The sequence below is a fragment of the Jiulongibacter sediminis genome, assembly GCF_001306455.1.
In the GTDB taxonomy this organism is placed as follows: domain Bacteria; phylum Bacteroidota; class Bacteroidia; order Cytophagales; family Spirosomataceae; genus Jiulongibacter; species Jiulongibacter sediminis.
In genome coordinates this window covers 379,949-396,041 of record NZ_LGTQ01000005.1, presented here as the reverse complement: position 1 = coordinate 396,041, position 16,093 = coordinate 379,949, and the positions used below count along the sequence as shown (strand labels likewise).

Below are 16,093 nucleotides of genomic sequence, written 5' to 3'. Positions count from 1 at the left end.
ACTTATTCCTCAATAACTTTAGAAACCACCAAATAGCCGTCTTTTTGCTTTGGAAAGTTCTTTTTGATAATCTCCCTTTCTAATTCTGAGCTTTTGATTACCTCATCGGGGCGTAAATCGCTGACAGAAACCGCCGTAAAATGATTGGCTTGTCCATGCTCTACGGTAGCCTTCGCTTTTTTGATTACCTCAAAAAGCTGCTCTACCGCCTCTGACGACTTCGCACCTTTAATGCTGGAGAGCACCTCCAGCGTCATTGTTTTACTCATTGCTAACTAGCAGTTTAGGGCTTTAAGATGCCCCATTAGAATTCCTTATTTTCAGTTTTGGAGACAAAGGCCCCTCAAATGAGGCACAAAAGTAAAAAAGTACAGGGAAATAAGCACAGGAAATGCGAAATAGCCGTGGAAATATATTCACAGATCATTAAGATAATCAGGGATAAGAAACTTCTATCTTTGCCTTCATAACTGTTTTCCAAACAAGAAATAAATGAAAAAAGCCCTCATTATCGTTGCTATATTAATCGTACCTTTTCTCACAAAAGCTCAGGAAGGTGACGATAAACTCATCAAAGAATTGACCTCAAACCTAACCAGCGAAACACGAAGCGAACGCATGGTGGAAATAGGCAAACGTTTTCTCGGAAAACCATATTTAGGCCATACGCTAGAGAGCACTACTGAAAAGCTTATTTGTCGACTTGATGGCTTTGATTGTTATACTTATGTTGAAACTCTTTTAGCCCTCACTCATATTTCAGAATATGAGAACCCCACCTTGGCTGATTTTAGAGAAATGATGCAAAGATTGCGTTACCGCTATGGAGAAGTTGATGGCTATTCATCGCGTATCCATTACTTTTTCGACTGGACCAAACATGCCGAAGATATGGGGTTGGTTGAAGATCTTACCCCGGAATTAGGCACTAAAAAGCCTCTGAATATTAATTTTATGAGCACTCACCGTCAATACTATTCAGCCTTTAAGACCAATAACACGGTACTAGGGCAAATTAAAGTAATGGAGGCTGACCTGGCGGATTATGACTTTTATGAGATCAAACCTGAAAACCTGGATCAGGTAAAAGGCGAGATAAAAACGGGTGATATTATTGCTTTCACCTCCAATATTAAAGGTTTGGATGTCAACCACGAAGGTATTGCCTATTGGCAGAATGGGGAACTCCGCTTTATGCATGCCTCCTCAGAGTTAGAGAAAGTGGTAATTGCGGATGAAACGATTAAGAATTATATCAACAGAATTTCAAAACATGCCGGCCTGATGGTAGTGAGAGTACTATAAATCAGGAAAAATTATGAGATACCAACCTATCCCAAACTCATTATTCATTAAAAACAGGAAAAAGTTAGGAAGCCAGCTCAAAGATGGAGCTGTAGCCATTCTTTGTTCAAACGAAGTGCTCCCAACCAATGCTGACGGTGTTTTTGGTTTCAAACAAAATTCAGACTTGTTTTATCTCTGTGGTATTGATCAGGAGGAAACGTATCTAATTCTGCAACCAAATCATCCGGTGGAGAGCCACCGGGAGATTTTGTTTATTCGAGAAACGAACGACCATCTGAAAATCTGGGAAGGAGAAAAACTAAGTAAAGAACAGGCTCGTGAAATCAGTGGTATCGAAAAGGTATTGTGGTCGCATCAACTGGACGGCTACCTAAAAAGAACTTTGCCAGAAGCAAAGTCGATATATCTGAACGCCAACGAACACGATGGCAGAAATACTGAATTCAGGACCAAAAGTGAAGAATTCAACCAAAAGGTCATGGCGGCGTACCCGCTGTTTGAAGTCAACAGATTGGCCCCTATTCTAGGCGAATTAAGACTTATCAAAGAAAAAGAAGAGATTGACCAACTGAGAAAAGCTTTAGCGATTACAAAAAAAGGATTTCTTCGTTTAGCCGATAAAATCACGCCTGACATTCATGAATTTGAGCTGGAGGCCCATTTGACGCATGAGTTTTTGATCAATCGCTCCCGCGGGCATGCCTTCCCTCCTATCATGGCGTCCGGAAAAAATGCTTGCGTGCTTCATTATGTTACCAATAATGAAGTCTGTAAAGATGGCGACCTCATCCTTATGGATTTTGGGGCCGAATATGCCAACTATAACGCCGATATCACCCGCTGCCTGCCCGTCAATGGAAAATTCACAGAACGTCAAAAGCTGGTCTATAAGGCAGTCCTGAATGTCTTTCACTTTGCCAAAGAGCGGATAGTAGCCGGAAATACCATGGAAAAACTTCGGGAGGAAACGTCTCAAAAAATGGAGGCCGAATTGATCAAATTGGGTTTACTTAAAAAAGAGGATGTTGAAAAACAAAAGCCGGAAAGCCCTCTTTACCGCAAATACTTTCCACATAGCATTTCACATCATTTAGGGTTAGATGTTCATGATGTTGGTAGTCGATACGCTGTTTTTCAGCCCGGCATGGTGCTTACCTGCGAGCCGGGAATTTATATTGAGGAAGAGTGCCTGGGCGTTCGATTGGAAAATGATATTCTAATCACGGAGGATGGAAATGAAGACCTCTGTTCTGATATCCCGCTGGAAATTGGAGAAATTGAGGCTTTGTTTAAATCTGGGAAAATTTGATAAATAGGAAAATTGGTCCTTTGACAGGCTTAGGAACCGTCATCTTTGACTTCAGGAGTCTTTTGTCTTGAGTCTTAAATCTTTTAAAAAAAATGCGTGCAATAATTGATCTTGGTACTAATACCTTTCACCTTTTGATTGTAAACGACTCAAATGAAGCCATCTCCAAAACTTCTATTGCAGCTAAACTAGGCATGGGAGGCATTCAGCAGGGCATTATCACTCCAGAGGGGACTCAAAGGGGCATAAATGTTCTTAAGGAATTCAGAAATATCATTGATCAATATGCAATACCAGAGTATAGAATTTTTGCCTTTGGAACCTCTGCTTTGAGAAGTGCCTCCAACAGGAATGAAGTAATTGAAGCTTTCAAAAAAGAAGTGAATATTAAAGTGGAAGTCATCTCCGGCGACCGTGAAGCTGAGCTGATTTATAAAGGTGTAAGTCAGGCCGTAAAGGTTGAGAAAAACTCAGTAATTGTTGACATCGGTGGTGGTAGTGTGGAGTTTATCATTTGCAATGCAAAAGGACTGCTCTGGAAGCAAAGTTTTGAAATTGGTGGCCAGCGACTAATGGATATGTTTTTCCCAACCGATCCTATCCCAAACAGCTCTGTCAGTAAAATGGATGATTATTTCAGGGAAAAATTATTGCCTTTGGCCAATGCCTGCCATCAATATTCACCTGAAGTTCTCATAGGCTCTTCCGGCAGTTTTGATACATTGAATAATATGTATCATTTTGAGACCACCGGAAAGGGTACTCCTGAAAACAAAGTAGGTTTTGATTATCCTTTGGAGGCCTTCATTAGAGCCTATGAGCAGTTTTTGACCAAAAACCGTGCGGAACGAATGGCCATTCCCGGCATGGTAGAGCTGCGGGTAGATATGATAGTAGTAGCTTCTTGTTTGATTCGATATTTGATTCAAAATTTCAATCTTCGTGAGATCAAAATCTCAAAATATGCCATGAAAGAAGGCATCCTGGCCGTTACTCAATAAATGCACTGCAATTATCATTTCTTCAAAATGCTGGAAAAGCCTTTGAGCGATAAACTCAAAGGTAAAACCCTTCTGGCCTGTTTTAGTCAGGAAAAAGACGAGCTCATTCTGGGTTTTGGAAATCAGGAGGGTGATTTTTATATCAAATGCTCTGTTAAATCCACTTTTGGTGGGCTGTATTTCTCAGAGACTTTCCATCGTGCCAAACAAAACTCTGTTGATCTTTTTGAAGAGTTAATAGACCTGAACGTTTCAAAAATTTTCGTTTTCAAAAACGAGCGTGCCATTGCCATTGAGCTCGAAAATGACTTAGCACTGGTTTTGAAAATGTATGGTAACCGTTCCAATATTATTGCCTTCAATGGCAATGATGCCTTTGCCATCTTCAACAATAGACTTAAAGACGATCTTCAGTTAAAATACGCTGATTTTGCGAAGGAATTGAAACAATCGAAAGAGGCGTTCTTGAACCATGAAGGTAACCCCTCAAAACTTTTTCCTACCTGGGGCAAGTTGCCAAAAGCCTATTTTGAACAAAATAAAGAACAGAACATTGAAGCGAATTGGGGATTGGTCGAAAGTATCAATGAGCTTTTAAAAGCTGGCAAGTTCTACATCATTAATTTCAGGAATGAGCTTCACCTTTCATTACTCCGTTTCGGTGAGGTTATTAATGAGTACAAAGATCCTTTTTACGCTGCAAACAGTTTTTATGTTGAGAAGCAAAAAACGTCTCAGCTGGAAAATGAGAAGCGGTCTGCTCTCAAAAAACTTCAAAAAGAACTCAAAAACGCTGAAAATTATCTATCGAAAACTTCTCAAAGGCTCGATACTCTTTTAGAGGGCCCTGGCAATCAGGCCATCGGTCATTTGATCATGGCTTATTTACACGAAATTCCGAAGGAAAGCACTTTGGTGACATTAAATGACTTTCAAACCGGAAAACCACTGGAAATCAAATTGAAGAAAGACCTTTCGGCTCAAAAAAATGCTGAATTGTACTATCGAAAGGCTAAAAAAGAGAAGATTGAATTTGAGGTTTTAGAAAAGAATCTAAATTCAAAAGAACAGGAAATTGAGACCCTGAAAAGCCAAATCGAAACCATTGAAAAAACGGATTCATTGAAATCGCTGAGAAATCATGTTAAGAAAGAAGAAATAACTCAGAAAAAGTCAAAAATCCCGAAAGCTGAGGATTTGTTCAAAGTCTTTGAAATTGAAGGTTACAAAATCTGGATTGGGAAAAACGCGAAGAACAACGACCTGCTAACCCTCAAATACAGTCATAAAAATGATACCTGGTTACACGCCAAAGATGTTTCGGGGTCTCATGTGGTCATTAAAGAAATATCTGGTCAAAAAACACCAAAAAGAGTTTTGGAAACCGCGGCCGGACTGGCAGCTTGGTTCTCCAAGAAAAGAAATGACACCATGGTGCCAGTGGCCTACACTCCAAAAAAGTTTGTCCGGAAAATAAAAGGCACCCCTGATGGTGCCGTTATGGTTGAGAAAGAGGACGTTTTACTCATCGAGCCTATTGATCCCGCGATTCTAGTTGAGAACTAAGCCTTTTGAAGATCTATAGGTATAGAGAAAATTGACATTACCTATCGAATACAATTCGAGTTTTCCCTCACTGTTTCTAATGTAAACTTTATCAGCAGTAAACCGGAAAACGTCTCCGCTTTGAGCATTGGCCATGAGGTTGGTTAAATCCATCTTTTCTCCAGCAGTAATAGAAGAAACTTTTCTTCCGTGTCTGACAAGATCTGCTCTCAATTCAGTGAGTACAAGTTCGCCATCTTCTTCAGAAAAGGCTTTGATATTCAGCAAATTATCTTCTCCTGTAAGAAAGTCCCGGCCGGAAAGAATTTCGTTATTCGCCGTAATTTTCAATTGTAAATGAGAGGGATTGTAAACCGGAAGAATGGCGATTTCGCCCTGAGAATAGCCAGTCAAAATGACCAAGCCTAAAGTAATGGTTAGGAGTAATTTTTTAATGGAAAGCATATACGAAAGTGAGTTTCAGACAAAAAAAGACAATGTCTAAGATAAATCCTATATTTCATCGGAAATATTCTTGCAGGAAAAAGTATTTAGTCAATTTCCTGATAATAGGAGGCCAGTTTAAGCTTTGTGTATTACCTTTGATCTTCGATGTACAAATCGAAACCTCTTCACTAGGAAATGCCAAAAAATACCAATCTAAAGTCCGTTCTAATTATAGGTTCGGGACCGATCATTATCGGGCAAGCATGTGAGTTTGACTACTCCGGTTCGCAAGCAGCAAGATCATTAAGAGAAGAAGGAATTGAGGTGGCTTTGATTAATTCAAATCCGGCCACAATCATGACCGACCCGCTGAATGCTGACTATGTTTATCTGAAACCTCTGGAGAAAAAATACATTGAGGAAATTCTGCAGATTCATGTGGACATGGGCAAGCCAATTGATGCTGTTTTACCGACCATGGGAGGACAGACCGCTCTTAACCTTGCCATAGAATGTGACGAAGCCGGAATCTTCGAAAAGTTCAATACCAAAATGATTGGTGTTGACATTAATGCTATCGAAACCACCGAAGACCGCGAGAAATTCCGATTAAAAATGAAGGAAATCGGGGTGAGCGTTTGCGAAGGACGTACGGCGAAGTCGTTCTTAGAAGGAAAAGAAATCGCACAGGAAATTGGTTTCCCACTCGTAATCAGACCATCATTTACCATGGGTGGTTATGGTGGAGGCTTTGTAAACTCACCTGAAGAATTTGACAGAGCCCTGAATGCTGGCCTTCATGCTTCTCCTGTTCATGAAGTTTTGATAGAGCAATCTATCCTTGGCTGGAAAGAATATGAGCTTGAGCTCCTTAGAGACAACGTAGGAAACATCGTGATCATTTGTACCATCGAAAACTTCGATGCTATGGGCGTTCACACTGGTGACTCTATAACCGTTGCACCGGCTATGACGCTACCTGATACCATTTATCAGCGTATGCGTGATATGGCCATCAAAATGATGAATGGAATCGGGCAATTTGCCGGTGGATGTAATGTGCAGTTTGCCCTTAGCCCTGACGATGACACCATCATCGGTATTGAAATTAACCCGCGTGTAAGTAGATCATCGGCCCTGGCTTCAAAAGCCACGGGTTACCCGATTGCCAAAATCGCTGCTAAAATGGCGATAGGTTATAATCTTGATGAATTGATCAACCCAATTACGGGAAGCACTTCGGCGATGTTTGAGCCGGCGATTGACTATGTGATCGTAAAAGTACCGAGATGGAACTTTGCCAAGTTCAAAGGTGCTGACCAAAAGCTTGGTCTTCAGATGAAAGCCGTGGGAGAAGCCATGGGTATTGGAAGAAACTTCCAGGAAGCTCTCCAAAAAGCTTGTCAATCGCTTGAAATCGGAAGAAACGGTTTGGGTGCTGACGGCAAAGAACTGAAAGATCAGGCAGCTTTGAAAGAAAGCTTGGAGCACCCCTCGTGGGATCGTATGTTCCATATCTACGATGCTTTCAAGGCCGGATTGTCTTTCAATACGATTCAAAATTTATCGAAAATTGACAAGTGGTTCCTTCACCAGATTGAAGAATTGATTCATCTGGAAAAAGAAATTATGAAATATAAGCTGGAGGATATTCCGGCTGATCTGATGCTGGAAGCCAAACAAAAAGGCTATGCCGACCGTCAGATTGCTCACCTTGTTCACCGTCTGGAAAGCGAAGTGGCTGCTCAAAGACATGAATTAGGTATTAAAAGAGCGTACAAATGTGTAGATACTTGTGCCGCTGAGTTTGAGGCTCAAACGCCTTATTACTACAGCACATTTAACGTAAAACAGGAAAATCCGGATAATGAGTCTGAGGTTTCTGATAAGAAGAAGATTCTTGTCATCGGATCAGGTCCAAACCGTATTGGGCAGGGGATTGAATTCGACTACTCTTGTGTACACGGTGTTTTGGCCGCTAAAGAGTGTGGCTACGAAACCATTATGATCAACTGTAACCCTGAAACGGTTTCAACCGATCCGGATATTTCTGATAAACTTTACTTTGAGCCTGTTTTCTGGGAGCATGTGTATGACATCATTCAGCATGAAAAACCGGAAGGGGTGATTGTTCAGTTGGGAGGTCAAACAGCTCTTAAAATGGCGGAGAAACTGACAAAATACGGCATCAAAATCATCGGTACTTCATGGGAGGCTCTTGATTTGGCTGAAGATCGTGGTCGTTTCTCAGAGAAACTGGTGGAATTAGGCATTCCTTACCCGAAATTCACCACTGTAAGAACTTCTGACAAAGCCGTTGAGGTTTCAAAAGAACTTGGATTCCCGCTTTTGGTTAGACCATCCTACGTATTGGGTGGCCAAAGCATGAAAATTGTGATCAACGAGGATGAGCTGGAGCAACACGTCGTGCGAATTCTTAGCGAAATCCCGGATAATAATATTCTACTCGATCACTTTCTTGAAGGAGCGGTAGAGGCCGAAGCCGATGCCATCTGCGACGGGGAGGAAGCCTATATCATTGGTATTATGGAGCATATCGAGCCGGCGGGTATTCACTCGGGCGACTCGTACGCGGTTCTTCCGGCCTTTGATTTGAGTGAGAACGTTCTGGCTCAGATTGAAGACTATACCAAACGAATTGCGGTAGCCTTGGATACCAAAGGCTTGATCAATATCCAGTTTGCCATTAAAGATGAAATCGTATATGTGATCGAGGCCAACCCAAGAGCTTCACGTACTGTTCCATTCATCTGTAAAGCTTACCAGGAGCCGTATGTCAACTATGCGACTCAGGTGATGCTGGGCGAGAAAAAAGTCAAAGACTTTAATTTCCAGCCGGTAAAGAAAGGCTACGCCATCAAGATACCGGTGTTCTCTTTCCACAAATTCCCGAATGTAAACAAGGAGCTGGGACCAGAGATGAAATCAACTGGTGAAGGCATCTATTTCATCGATAATTTGAAAGATGAGTACTTCCTGAAGGTTTACAAGGAAAGAAATATGTATATGAGTCGTTAAGCTCGAAAGACATAAGATTTAAGATAAAAGACGTAAGACTGGCTGGTCTTGCGTCTTTTTTTATACCTTTTATTGAATTTAATTTATGTCCGCTGAGTCCATGACGGAGACTCTGTTAAGTTATGAACCAGAATGCAATCTACTGGTCGAGGTGTCTATTTCATTGATAATTTGACGGTTGAATACTTCCTGGGGGGTATATATGGACTGAAATATGTAAGCGAGCCGATAGTTTTCCCTTTTAATGGATTAGTTTTTGTAGTCTTAATTCTATAAAATGATAAATAACTTTGCCTCAAAAAAAGGAAATAAACTTTCTTGGAATGCCAAGAATAAATCCCAACTTATAACCCTCTAATATATGTCCTCAATCACAACAAAACTAAGCGTTTTACTTTCCTTAATATTTGTAATCTCATGTCAAACTGATGATAAGGTCAAGCCCTCTCAGCAGGAGCTACTGGAAAAGTGTGTAATTCTAAAATCCGAGCTTTATGATTATGAAACTTTATCTAGCTCTGAAATTAACTTTTATGATGACCTTCTTAACTTGGATTCAACAATTTTTTATCAGAACGGTATTACTTATCAAAGAGTTTATTTCAAAGACTATTCTGGTGACCAACTCAATTCAATTTTAGAAGTAGAAGACGGCAGAAATAGGTCACTTACGGAGTATAACTATCATAAAAATGGCCAAGTTCGAAGAAGTTTGGTCATTAATTACTTCACTTCTGAGTCTTCATTGGCTGAGTATGATGAGTCGGGAAATCAGACCTTACTTGAATTGGTCAGAAACAATCAGAAGAGCACTACCCGGAATGAGTATAACGAGGCTGGGAATATCTTAAAGAAAGAAATGCTTACCAACGACCAACTGACCCAACGCAGAACCCTTGAATATGATGACAATCAAAATCTCTTAAAAGAAATATGGTTCATTCCTCCGACCAATGTTACCGATATTTTAGTGTATAAATATGACTCTCTTACTCAGCTTATTTCCATAATGAATAACGATGCTCCTTTTCGTCATTTTGAATATAATTCAGAGGGTCTAAAAATTAAGGAGATCCGGTTTCAATCAAATGGAGTTAATGACTACTACACATATAATTATAGCAATGGATTCTTGACCAGCACTGATCTTTCAAACGATGATCAGAATTACAGGTTATACCAAGAATTTGAATATTTCTCCAACGGGGGGCTGAGTCATAGGAAAACGTATTCCTTCAGAAATGGTTCAAATAGTGTTTTGACTTCAGCATACTTTGACCAGAAAGGAAATCAATTGGAATATATTTTTTATAACAACGTCAATCAACCTCAGTTTTCTTACATAAGACAATTTTCATGTAAGATATTGTAAATGAACAATTAGGGATTGATTGAAGACTACGAACTATTCTTGAAAAATGTTTTGAAAGTAAGCTTTAATCCAGTAGCCTGAAGATTCTTAAACTTCAACGAAGCTGGAAATTTATAAGTTTAGCATATAAATATGAGTCGTCAGTCTTTTTGAAGACTTAAGATGAAGATTTATGACGCAAGACTTTTAATGATCTTGTGTCTTCCTTTGTAGTATCTCTGCTCCTTGAAGTCTTTTAGACTTCGAGGTAGGTGTCACTCTGTCTTCTGCCCGATATTGAATTTATTGCACCAAAGACAACTAGGTCGAAGTACCTTGAAACATATTCCTCAAAGTCCATAAAGCTATTCGAAGCAAGAATTCATTCAAAAGACGAAAGATATTAGTCTTCCGCCTTAAATCTTGAGTCTTTAAAACTACCCCTTCATCTCCTTCATCAAATCCGATAAAATACTCACCCACTTCTCCGTTTCGGCCCGGTCGGGATTGGTATCCCAGCTGTTTTCTTTGCCGGTGCCGCCCAGGTAGATACCATCTTTTCGGGTGATAAAGTAAGCTCCGTCGGTGGCGAGTTTGTAATTGACTTCTGTCTGTGGTACAAGACAGGCCAGCTGACCTGAGATGGGAAACACTTCTTTATCATTGAACACCTGTCCGGCTCCGAGCCCCATGCAGTTAACCACTACCTTTTGCTCCAGAGCATCAATGTCTTCCGGGGTTTTGATTTCTTTGATTTCCACCTTTCCGCCACGGATCATGAAGTTGTTCAGGTGAAAATTGAGGTAACTCGGAATGTTGAAAATCATATTGCTCCGGCGTCTCACATAATCGGCATTGAAAGGGTGATCTTTTTTGCCAAGTTCCCGCCATTCCGGTGCCAGACCTTTCAGATGGAAGACTTCAGAGCCTCCCGCTCGTCGGGTGCCTGAAGGGGCATTTTTTCTTACCTGGTATTCATCGCCCCAGGCCACAATATCATTCATGCCCAGCATCATCTGCATTCTTCTGAAAGAAAAACGTGTGGCATCCTGCCAGCGTGCTTCAAACTCAGGCGTGGCACTTTCGCGGTCGCAAACTCTGGAGGAGGGCGACCATGTACCAGTGGCCAGATTAGAGGTCACATTGGGTGGTACATCCTTGGTATAAATGGTGACCTTGAAGCCACTTTCCTGCAATAATGTGGCTGTAGCGATGCCAACCGTACCACAACCCAGCAGAGCGACTTCTTTGTATGGAGTGGTTTTCACCAGTTCGCGAGCCTGATTTCCGGTACCCCAGGAGAGCGACCAGCCACTGCCACCGTGACCATAATTATGAACGATGGTTTTAGAGCCAAGCATTTCTTTTTCCATTCGAGGGCCTGAGATTCGGAAAGGCCTGAGCCCCACAGTTTCTTTAATAATGCGGTCAGAGGAAAGTTTAAGTTTGGGAATGGCGGTAAAACCCCTATTGATATAAAAACTTTTGTCCCCGTATAGTTTCGGCCCGGTCACACAACTTTGAAGACCCTCGGTCGCTGCCAAAGCTCCGACCACACCCGCTTTCAGAAAGAAATTTCTTCTGTTCATTTGAATTCAATGTTTAAATTTTTTGAAAGAAATCCGGAGCGGTCGGTAATCAAGAAATCTTATTTTGCATAAATTTAAACATTCAGTTTATTCATAAACATTAATCAAAAAAAGATGAAATTTAATATTGCTAAAATTCAAATATACAGCATTCTATTAGTTAACACCTTCACAATCTCATTCCATAGCCAGGCCCAGGAACTCGAGTTAAAAGGGAATCCAAAATCCATTATCTCGTCAACGGCTTCAGTGCCATCTGACTATGCTGTTTTTTATACCAGCGGTTTCACGGCCGGTGCTCTGGATCCGACATTGGAAGATGGCAATTATGCCAAATACGGAAATACTGAAACGCAGGCCCTGAATATTCTGGAAAAAATCAAAACCACTTTAGCTGAAAGTGGCTATTCGTTGACTAATGTGTTCTCTATGCACGTTTTTGTAGCACCAGACACCCAAAGTGGTCAATATGATTTTGTAGGTTGGAATAATGCTTATAAACAGTATTTCGGCAACGAGGAAAATCCTTCAAAGCCCGTTCGGGCCACCGTTGGAGTAGCCACTTTGGTGAACCCCCACAAATTCATTGAGATCGAAGTCATCGCGGCAAAAAAACCGGATTAAATGGTAAATTAATGACGGCAAAGGACACCATTTAGGGCAATATTGTATTACTTCGCATTTAATCACGAACGATTGATTTCGTTCATTGAGCTCAACCAAACTCTATTGAATTAAATGCAGGTCAAAAAAGACATTGCTCCGCAAGACTTAAAAGGTCTATTGGTGGACTTCTGGACCTTGTCAGGTCAAAAAATCAAATCAATTGAACAGGAATATGACTCCTCAAAGGGAGCACCGGTTTTTACGGTGAACGGGAAATACAGCTCACGGGGATGGACCGAATGGACCGAGGGGTTTCAATATGGCTCCGCTCTTTTACAATTTGAGGCCACGGGCGACGAGGAGTTTCTCAACATCGGCCGGAAAAATACCCTGGAGAAAATGGCTCCGCATCTGACCCATATTGGGGTTCACGATCACGGTTTTAATAACATCAGCACCTACGGAAACCTTCTACGTTTTATGAAAGAAAGCCTGATTCCGCAGAACGACTGGGAGCAAAACTTCTATGAACTGGCCATTAAAAACAGTGGAGCTGTGCAGGCCTCCCGCTGGACAAAAACGGTGGATGGCGGTTACATCTACTCCTTCAATGGGCCTCATTCTTTGTTTGTAGACACCATTCGTTCGGTGAGGATTCTGATGCTTAGCCATCTGATGGGTCATAAATTGAAGGGGGAGAATGATGTCAGCATCAACCTGCTGGAAAGAGGCATCAAACATATACTATCCACCGCAAAATATAATGTATACTATGGCGAAGGCCGAGACTCTTACGATGTTTGGGGCCGCACCGCTCATGAATGCATTTTCAATACCAACGACGGAAACTTCAGGGCTCCTAATGCCCAGCAAGGTTTCAGCGGCTTTACCACCTGGACACGCGGTTTGGCCTGGGCCATTTGCGGATTTGCCGAGGAATTGGAATTAATGAGCCTATTGCCCAAAAGTGAATTTGAAGGCTTGATTTCCAAAAAAGAATTGATTGAAATCCTTAAAAAGGGAGCGAAAGCCACTTGTGATTTCTTCATTGAGAATACGGCTCTTGATGGCATAACCTACTGGGATACCGGGGCACCAAACATCCACAAGCTGGGTGATTATACCCAGGTCAAAGCCGATCCTTATAATGATTTTGAGCCCGTTGACAGCACAGCGGCCGCGATTGCAGCCCAGGGTTTGATTCGCTTAGGAAAGTATCTGAATGATGACAACTATATAAAAGCCGGACTGACCACCACGGAAAGTCTGCTTCAAGAGCCCTATCTCTCTACCGAAGATCATCATCAGGGTATTTTGCTGCACAGCATTTATCATCAGCCGAACGGCTGGGACAATATTCCGGAAGGACAGAAAATCGCCTGCCATGAAAGCAGCATGTGGGGCGACTACCATATACGTGAACTGGCCATTCAAGTGGGTCGGATGATCGAAAACAAACCTGATTATGCTTTTTATAACTGCCTTGACCAATACCGAAACCGATGAGTAAAAAAAATAAACCAAAATATACCCGGGTAGCCCAACTTAAGACTGACGAGCAACTTCTGGAACATTTAGAATCCATTGGTGCCGAATTGCCTTTCCGATCAGAAGTGGGATCAGGACCAGATTCTGTTTTTGCTAAAAAAATCAAGCTCAAATCGGGATCAGAAATAGGAAACAGCTTATGTATCCTGCCAATGGAAGGCTGGGACGGCACAACTGACGGTAAACCGAGTGCACATACCAAAAGACGCTGGAAGCATTTTGCGATCAGTGGAGCCAAGTTGTTATTCGGCTGCGAAGCGGTAGCCGTTAACCCTGAAGGACGGGCGAATCCCAATCAGCTCATGATCAATGAGGCCAATTTTCAGGATTTTGTGGAGCTTCATGATATGCTTCACACTGAACATGAAGCTCAGTTTGGCAACACTAATGATTTTATGGTTGGTCTTCAGCTCACGCACTCCGGACGTTTCTGTAAGCCCTTTCGTCAGGATAAAATGGAGCCAAAAATCCTTTATTACCATCCTGTTCTAAATGATAAACAGGGTCTTGGCGAAGACTATCCAATTTTGACTGATGAATACATCGATAATCTGATTCAGGACTATATCAAAGCCGCGGTACTGGTACAAAAGGCTGGTTTTGATTTTGTAGATATCAAACATTGCCATGGGTACCTGGGTCATGAATTCCTTTCGTCTTTTGACCGGCCAGGCAAATACGGTGGAAGTTTTGAAAACAGAACTCGTTTTTTAAGAGACATCGTGGCGGGTATCAAAGAGGCCGCTCCCGGATTGCAAATGGGAATTCGCCTGAGTGCATTTGACTGGATGCCGTTTAAGCCGGACGAAGAAGGCATGGGTGAACCATCAACCAGCGGAGAATACAACTATGCTTTCGGTGGAGCAAAAGATGGTCTTTCAGAAGACCTGAATGAAACCTTTGAATTCATCAGCCTGGCTCAGAGCCTGGGTATCGAATTGATTTGTGTGACCGGCGGAAGCCCTTATTATAACCCTCATATCATCAGACCTGCCCTCTTCCCTCCCTCTGATGGTTATTTGCCACCGGAGGATCCTTTCCTTGGTGTTGCTCGTCAGATTAAAGTGACGGCTCAGATCAAAGAGCAATTTCCTGAAATGGTGATTATTGGCTCGGCCTACTCCTACCTTCAGGAATGGCTGCCTAATGTGGCTCAGGCGGTATTGGAAGAAAAAAAAGCGGACATGATCGGTTTTGGACGCATGGTTTTGAGTTACCCGGAAATGCCGGCCGACATGTTGAACGGTGAAGTGGTAAAAAGAACCAAGATCTGCCGAACCTTCTCTGATTGTACCACCGGACCTCGAAACGCCATGATTTCTGGTTGTTTCCCATTGGATGCCTACTATAAAGAAATGCCTGAAGCGAAGAAGGTGAAGGAGATTAAGAGTGCGATGTGAGTTGGGAGGTCTGGGGTTAGAGGTCTGAAGTTGGAAGTCAGGTGTTTGATGTTTTGGAGGCGGATGACGGATGATCGATGACCGATGTTTTCAGTATGGTGTCTGGAAAGTTAGTCTTTTGTCTTACGTCTTAAATCTTTTGTCTTAAAAAAAATATGAAAAATAAAGTAGCCCTCGTAACGGGCGGAAGCAGAGGAATTGGGTTTGGAATCGCCACGGAGTTGGCCAAGGTAGGTTTTGACCTTACGATCAATGGTGTCAGAGATGAAGAATCCGCTCAGGAGGCTTTGAACTCACTGCAATCTCATGGCACTAAAGTTACTTATGCTCAGGGCAATATAGCTAAAGCTGAAGACAGAACTGCGATCATTGAAAAAGTATTGGCTGACCATGGTCGTTTAAACGTTTTGGTCAATAATGCCGGTGTTGCTCCAAAGGTCCGGAAAGACATGTTGGAGATTGAGGAAGAAGACTTCGACTATATGATGAATATCAATCAGAAAGGGACTTTCTTCTTAACTCAAAAAGCCGCCAAAGAGCTGATTAAACAAAAAGAAGGAAATGATGATTTTGAGGCTATGATTATCAATATCACCTCTATTTCAGCCAGAACAGCATCTACTCAACGTATCGAATACTGTATGGCTAAAGCCAGTTTGAGTATCATGAGTAGTTCTTTTGCGGTAAAAATGGCGGATTATGGAATCCCCGTTTACGAAGTGCAGCCTGGAGTTATAGAAACAGATATGACGACAGTAGTGAAAGACAAATACACTAAAATGGCCGAAGACGGCCTTGTTCTTGAAAAAAGAATGGGCAAGCCTGCTGATATCGGTAAAGTCGTGGCTTCTTTGGCAACCGGTGGCTTACCTTACTGTACAGGCCAGATTATTGTTCCTGACGGGGGGTTGGGTATTATGCGTTTGTAAAGGCATAGGATTAATTTCTTG

The 16,093-nt window shown here is 41.9% G+C and carries 13 protein-coding genes; 10 read left to right on the top strand and 3 right to left on the bottom strand.

Features of this window, described 5'->3' with window-relative positions:
* Window positions 1-2 precede the first annotated feature (2 nt).
* On the bottom strand, window positions 3-269 hold the full coding sequence (locus AFM12_RS01720; protein WP_055143549.1) for an Asp-tRNA(Asn)/Glu-tRNA(Gln) amidotransferase subunit GatC: 267 nt from the start codon (window positions 267-269) through the stop codon (window positions 3-5).
* A 223-nt stretch (window positions 270-492) separates the two neighbouring features.
* Here AFM12_RS01720 and AFM12_RS01715 point away from each other — a divergent pair, with 223 nt between their 5' ends.
* The 4 genes from AFM12_RS01715 (at window position 493) to AFM12_RS01700 (ending at window position 5,184) form a co-directional block, all read left to right on the top strand.
* Entirely contained in the window at window positions 493-1,305 is an 813-nt protein-coding gene (locus tag AFM12_RS01715; protein ID WP_055143548.1) for an N-acetylmuramoyl-L-alanine amidase-like domain-containing protein, read from the top strand.
* A 13-nt stretch (window positions 1,306-1,318) separates the two neighbouring features.
* Window positions 1,319-2,617 (top strand): aminopeptidase P N-terminal domain-containing protein, encoded by a 1,299-nt coding sequence (locus AFM12_RS01710; protein ID WP_055143547.1) that lies wholly within the window; start codon window positions 1,319-1,321, stop codon window positions 2,615-2,617.
* A 92-nt stretch (window positions 2,618-2,709) separates the two neighbouring features.
* Window positions 2,710-3,618, top strand: a complete 909-nt coding sequence (locus tag AFM12_RS01705; RefSeq protein WP_055143546.1) for a Ppx/GppA phosphatase family protein — start codon at window positions 2,710-2,712, stop codon at window positions 3,616-3,618.
* A gap of 27 nt (window positions 3,619-3,645) precedes the next feature.
* Window positions 3,646-5,184: an NFACT RNA binding domain-containing protein gene (locus AFM12_RS01700; RefSeq protein WP_055143545.1), complete on the top strand. Its 1,539-nt coding sequence runs from the start codon at window positions 3,646-3,648 to the stop codon at window positions 5,182-5,184.
* On the opposite strand, the gene AFM12_RS01695 is transcribed toward AFM12_RS01700, so the two are convergent.
* Window positions 5,170-5,628 carry a hypothetical protein gene (locus AFM12_RS01695; protein ID WP_055143544.1) on the bottom strand — a complete coding sequence of 153 codons (459 nt, stop codon included), beginning with the start codon at window positions 5,626-5,628 and terminating at the stop codon, window positions 5,170-5,172. The two genes, AFM12_RS01700 and AFM12_RS01695, sit on opposite strands and share 15 nt — an antisense overlap.
* A gap of 177 nt (window positions 5,629-5,805) precedes the next feature.
* Here AFM12_RS01695 and carB point away from each other — a divergent pair, with 177 nt between their 5' ends.
* Window positions 5,806-8,649, top strand: coding sequence for a carbamoyl-phosphate synthase large subunit (gene carB / locus AFM12_RS01690; RefSeq protein WP_055143543.1), 2,844 nt, complete (start codon window positions 5,806-5,808; stop codon window positions 8,647-8,649).
* Between the two features lie 361 nt (window positions 8,650-9,010).
* Entirely contained in the window at window positions 9,011-10,021 is a 1,011-nt protein-coding gene (locus AFM12_RS01685; RefSeq protein WP_055143542.1) for a hypothetical protein, read from the top strand.
* 416 nt (window positions 10,022-10,437) lie between these two features.
* On the opposite strand, the gene AFM12_RS01680 is transcribed toward AFM12_RS01685, so the two are convergent.
* Window positions 10,438-11,589: an FAD-dependent oxidoreductase gene (locus AFM12_RS01680; protein WP_055143541.1), complete on the bottom strand. Its 1,152-nt coding sequence runs from the start codon at window positions 11,587-11,589 to the stop codon at window positions 10,438-10,440.
* A gap of 114 nt (window positions 11,590-11,703) precedes the next feature.
* On the opposite strand from AFM12_RS01680, the gene AFM12_RS01675 reads away from it, so the two are divergent.
* From AFM12_RS01675 to AFM12_RS01660, 4 genes are all read left to right on the top strand, one after another.
* Window positions 11,704-12,213 carry a Rid family hydrolase gene (locus tag AFM12_RS01675; protein WP_055143540.1) on the top strand — a complete coding sequence of 170 codons (510 nt, stop codon included), beginning with the start codon at window positions 11,704-11,706 and terminating at the stop codon, window positions 12,211-12,213.
* A gap of 114 nt (window positions 12,214-12,327) precedes the next feature.
* On the top strand, window positions 12,328-13,701 hold the full coding sequence (locus AFM12_RS01670) for a glycoside hydrolase family 88 protein (protein WP_055143539.1): 1,374 nt from the start codon (window positions 12,328-12,330) through the stop codon (window positions 13,699-13,701).
* Complete coding sequence (locus AFM12_RS01665; RefSeq protein ID WP_055143538.1) at window positions 13,698-15,143, top strand: oxidoreductase; 1,446 nt, start codon at window positions 13,698-13,700, stop codon at window positions 15,141-15,143. The genes AFM12_RS01670 and AFM12_RS01665 overlap by 4 nt, the downstream gene beginning before the upstream one ends.
* Before the next feature lie 155 nt (window positions 15,144-15,298).
* On the top strand, window positions 15,299-16,072 hold the full coding sequence (locus tag AFM12_RS01660; RefSeq protein WP_055143537.1) for a 3-ketoacyl-ACP reductase: 774 nt from the start codon (window positions 15,299-15,301) through the stop codon (window positions 16,070-16,072).
* Window positions 16,073-16,093: the final 21 nt, after the last annotated feature.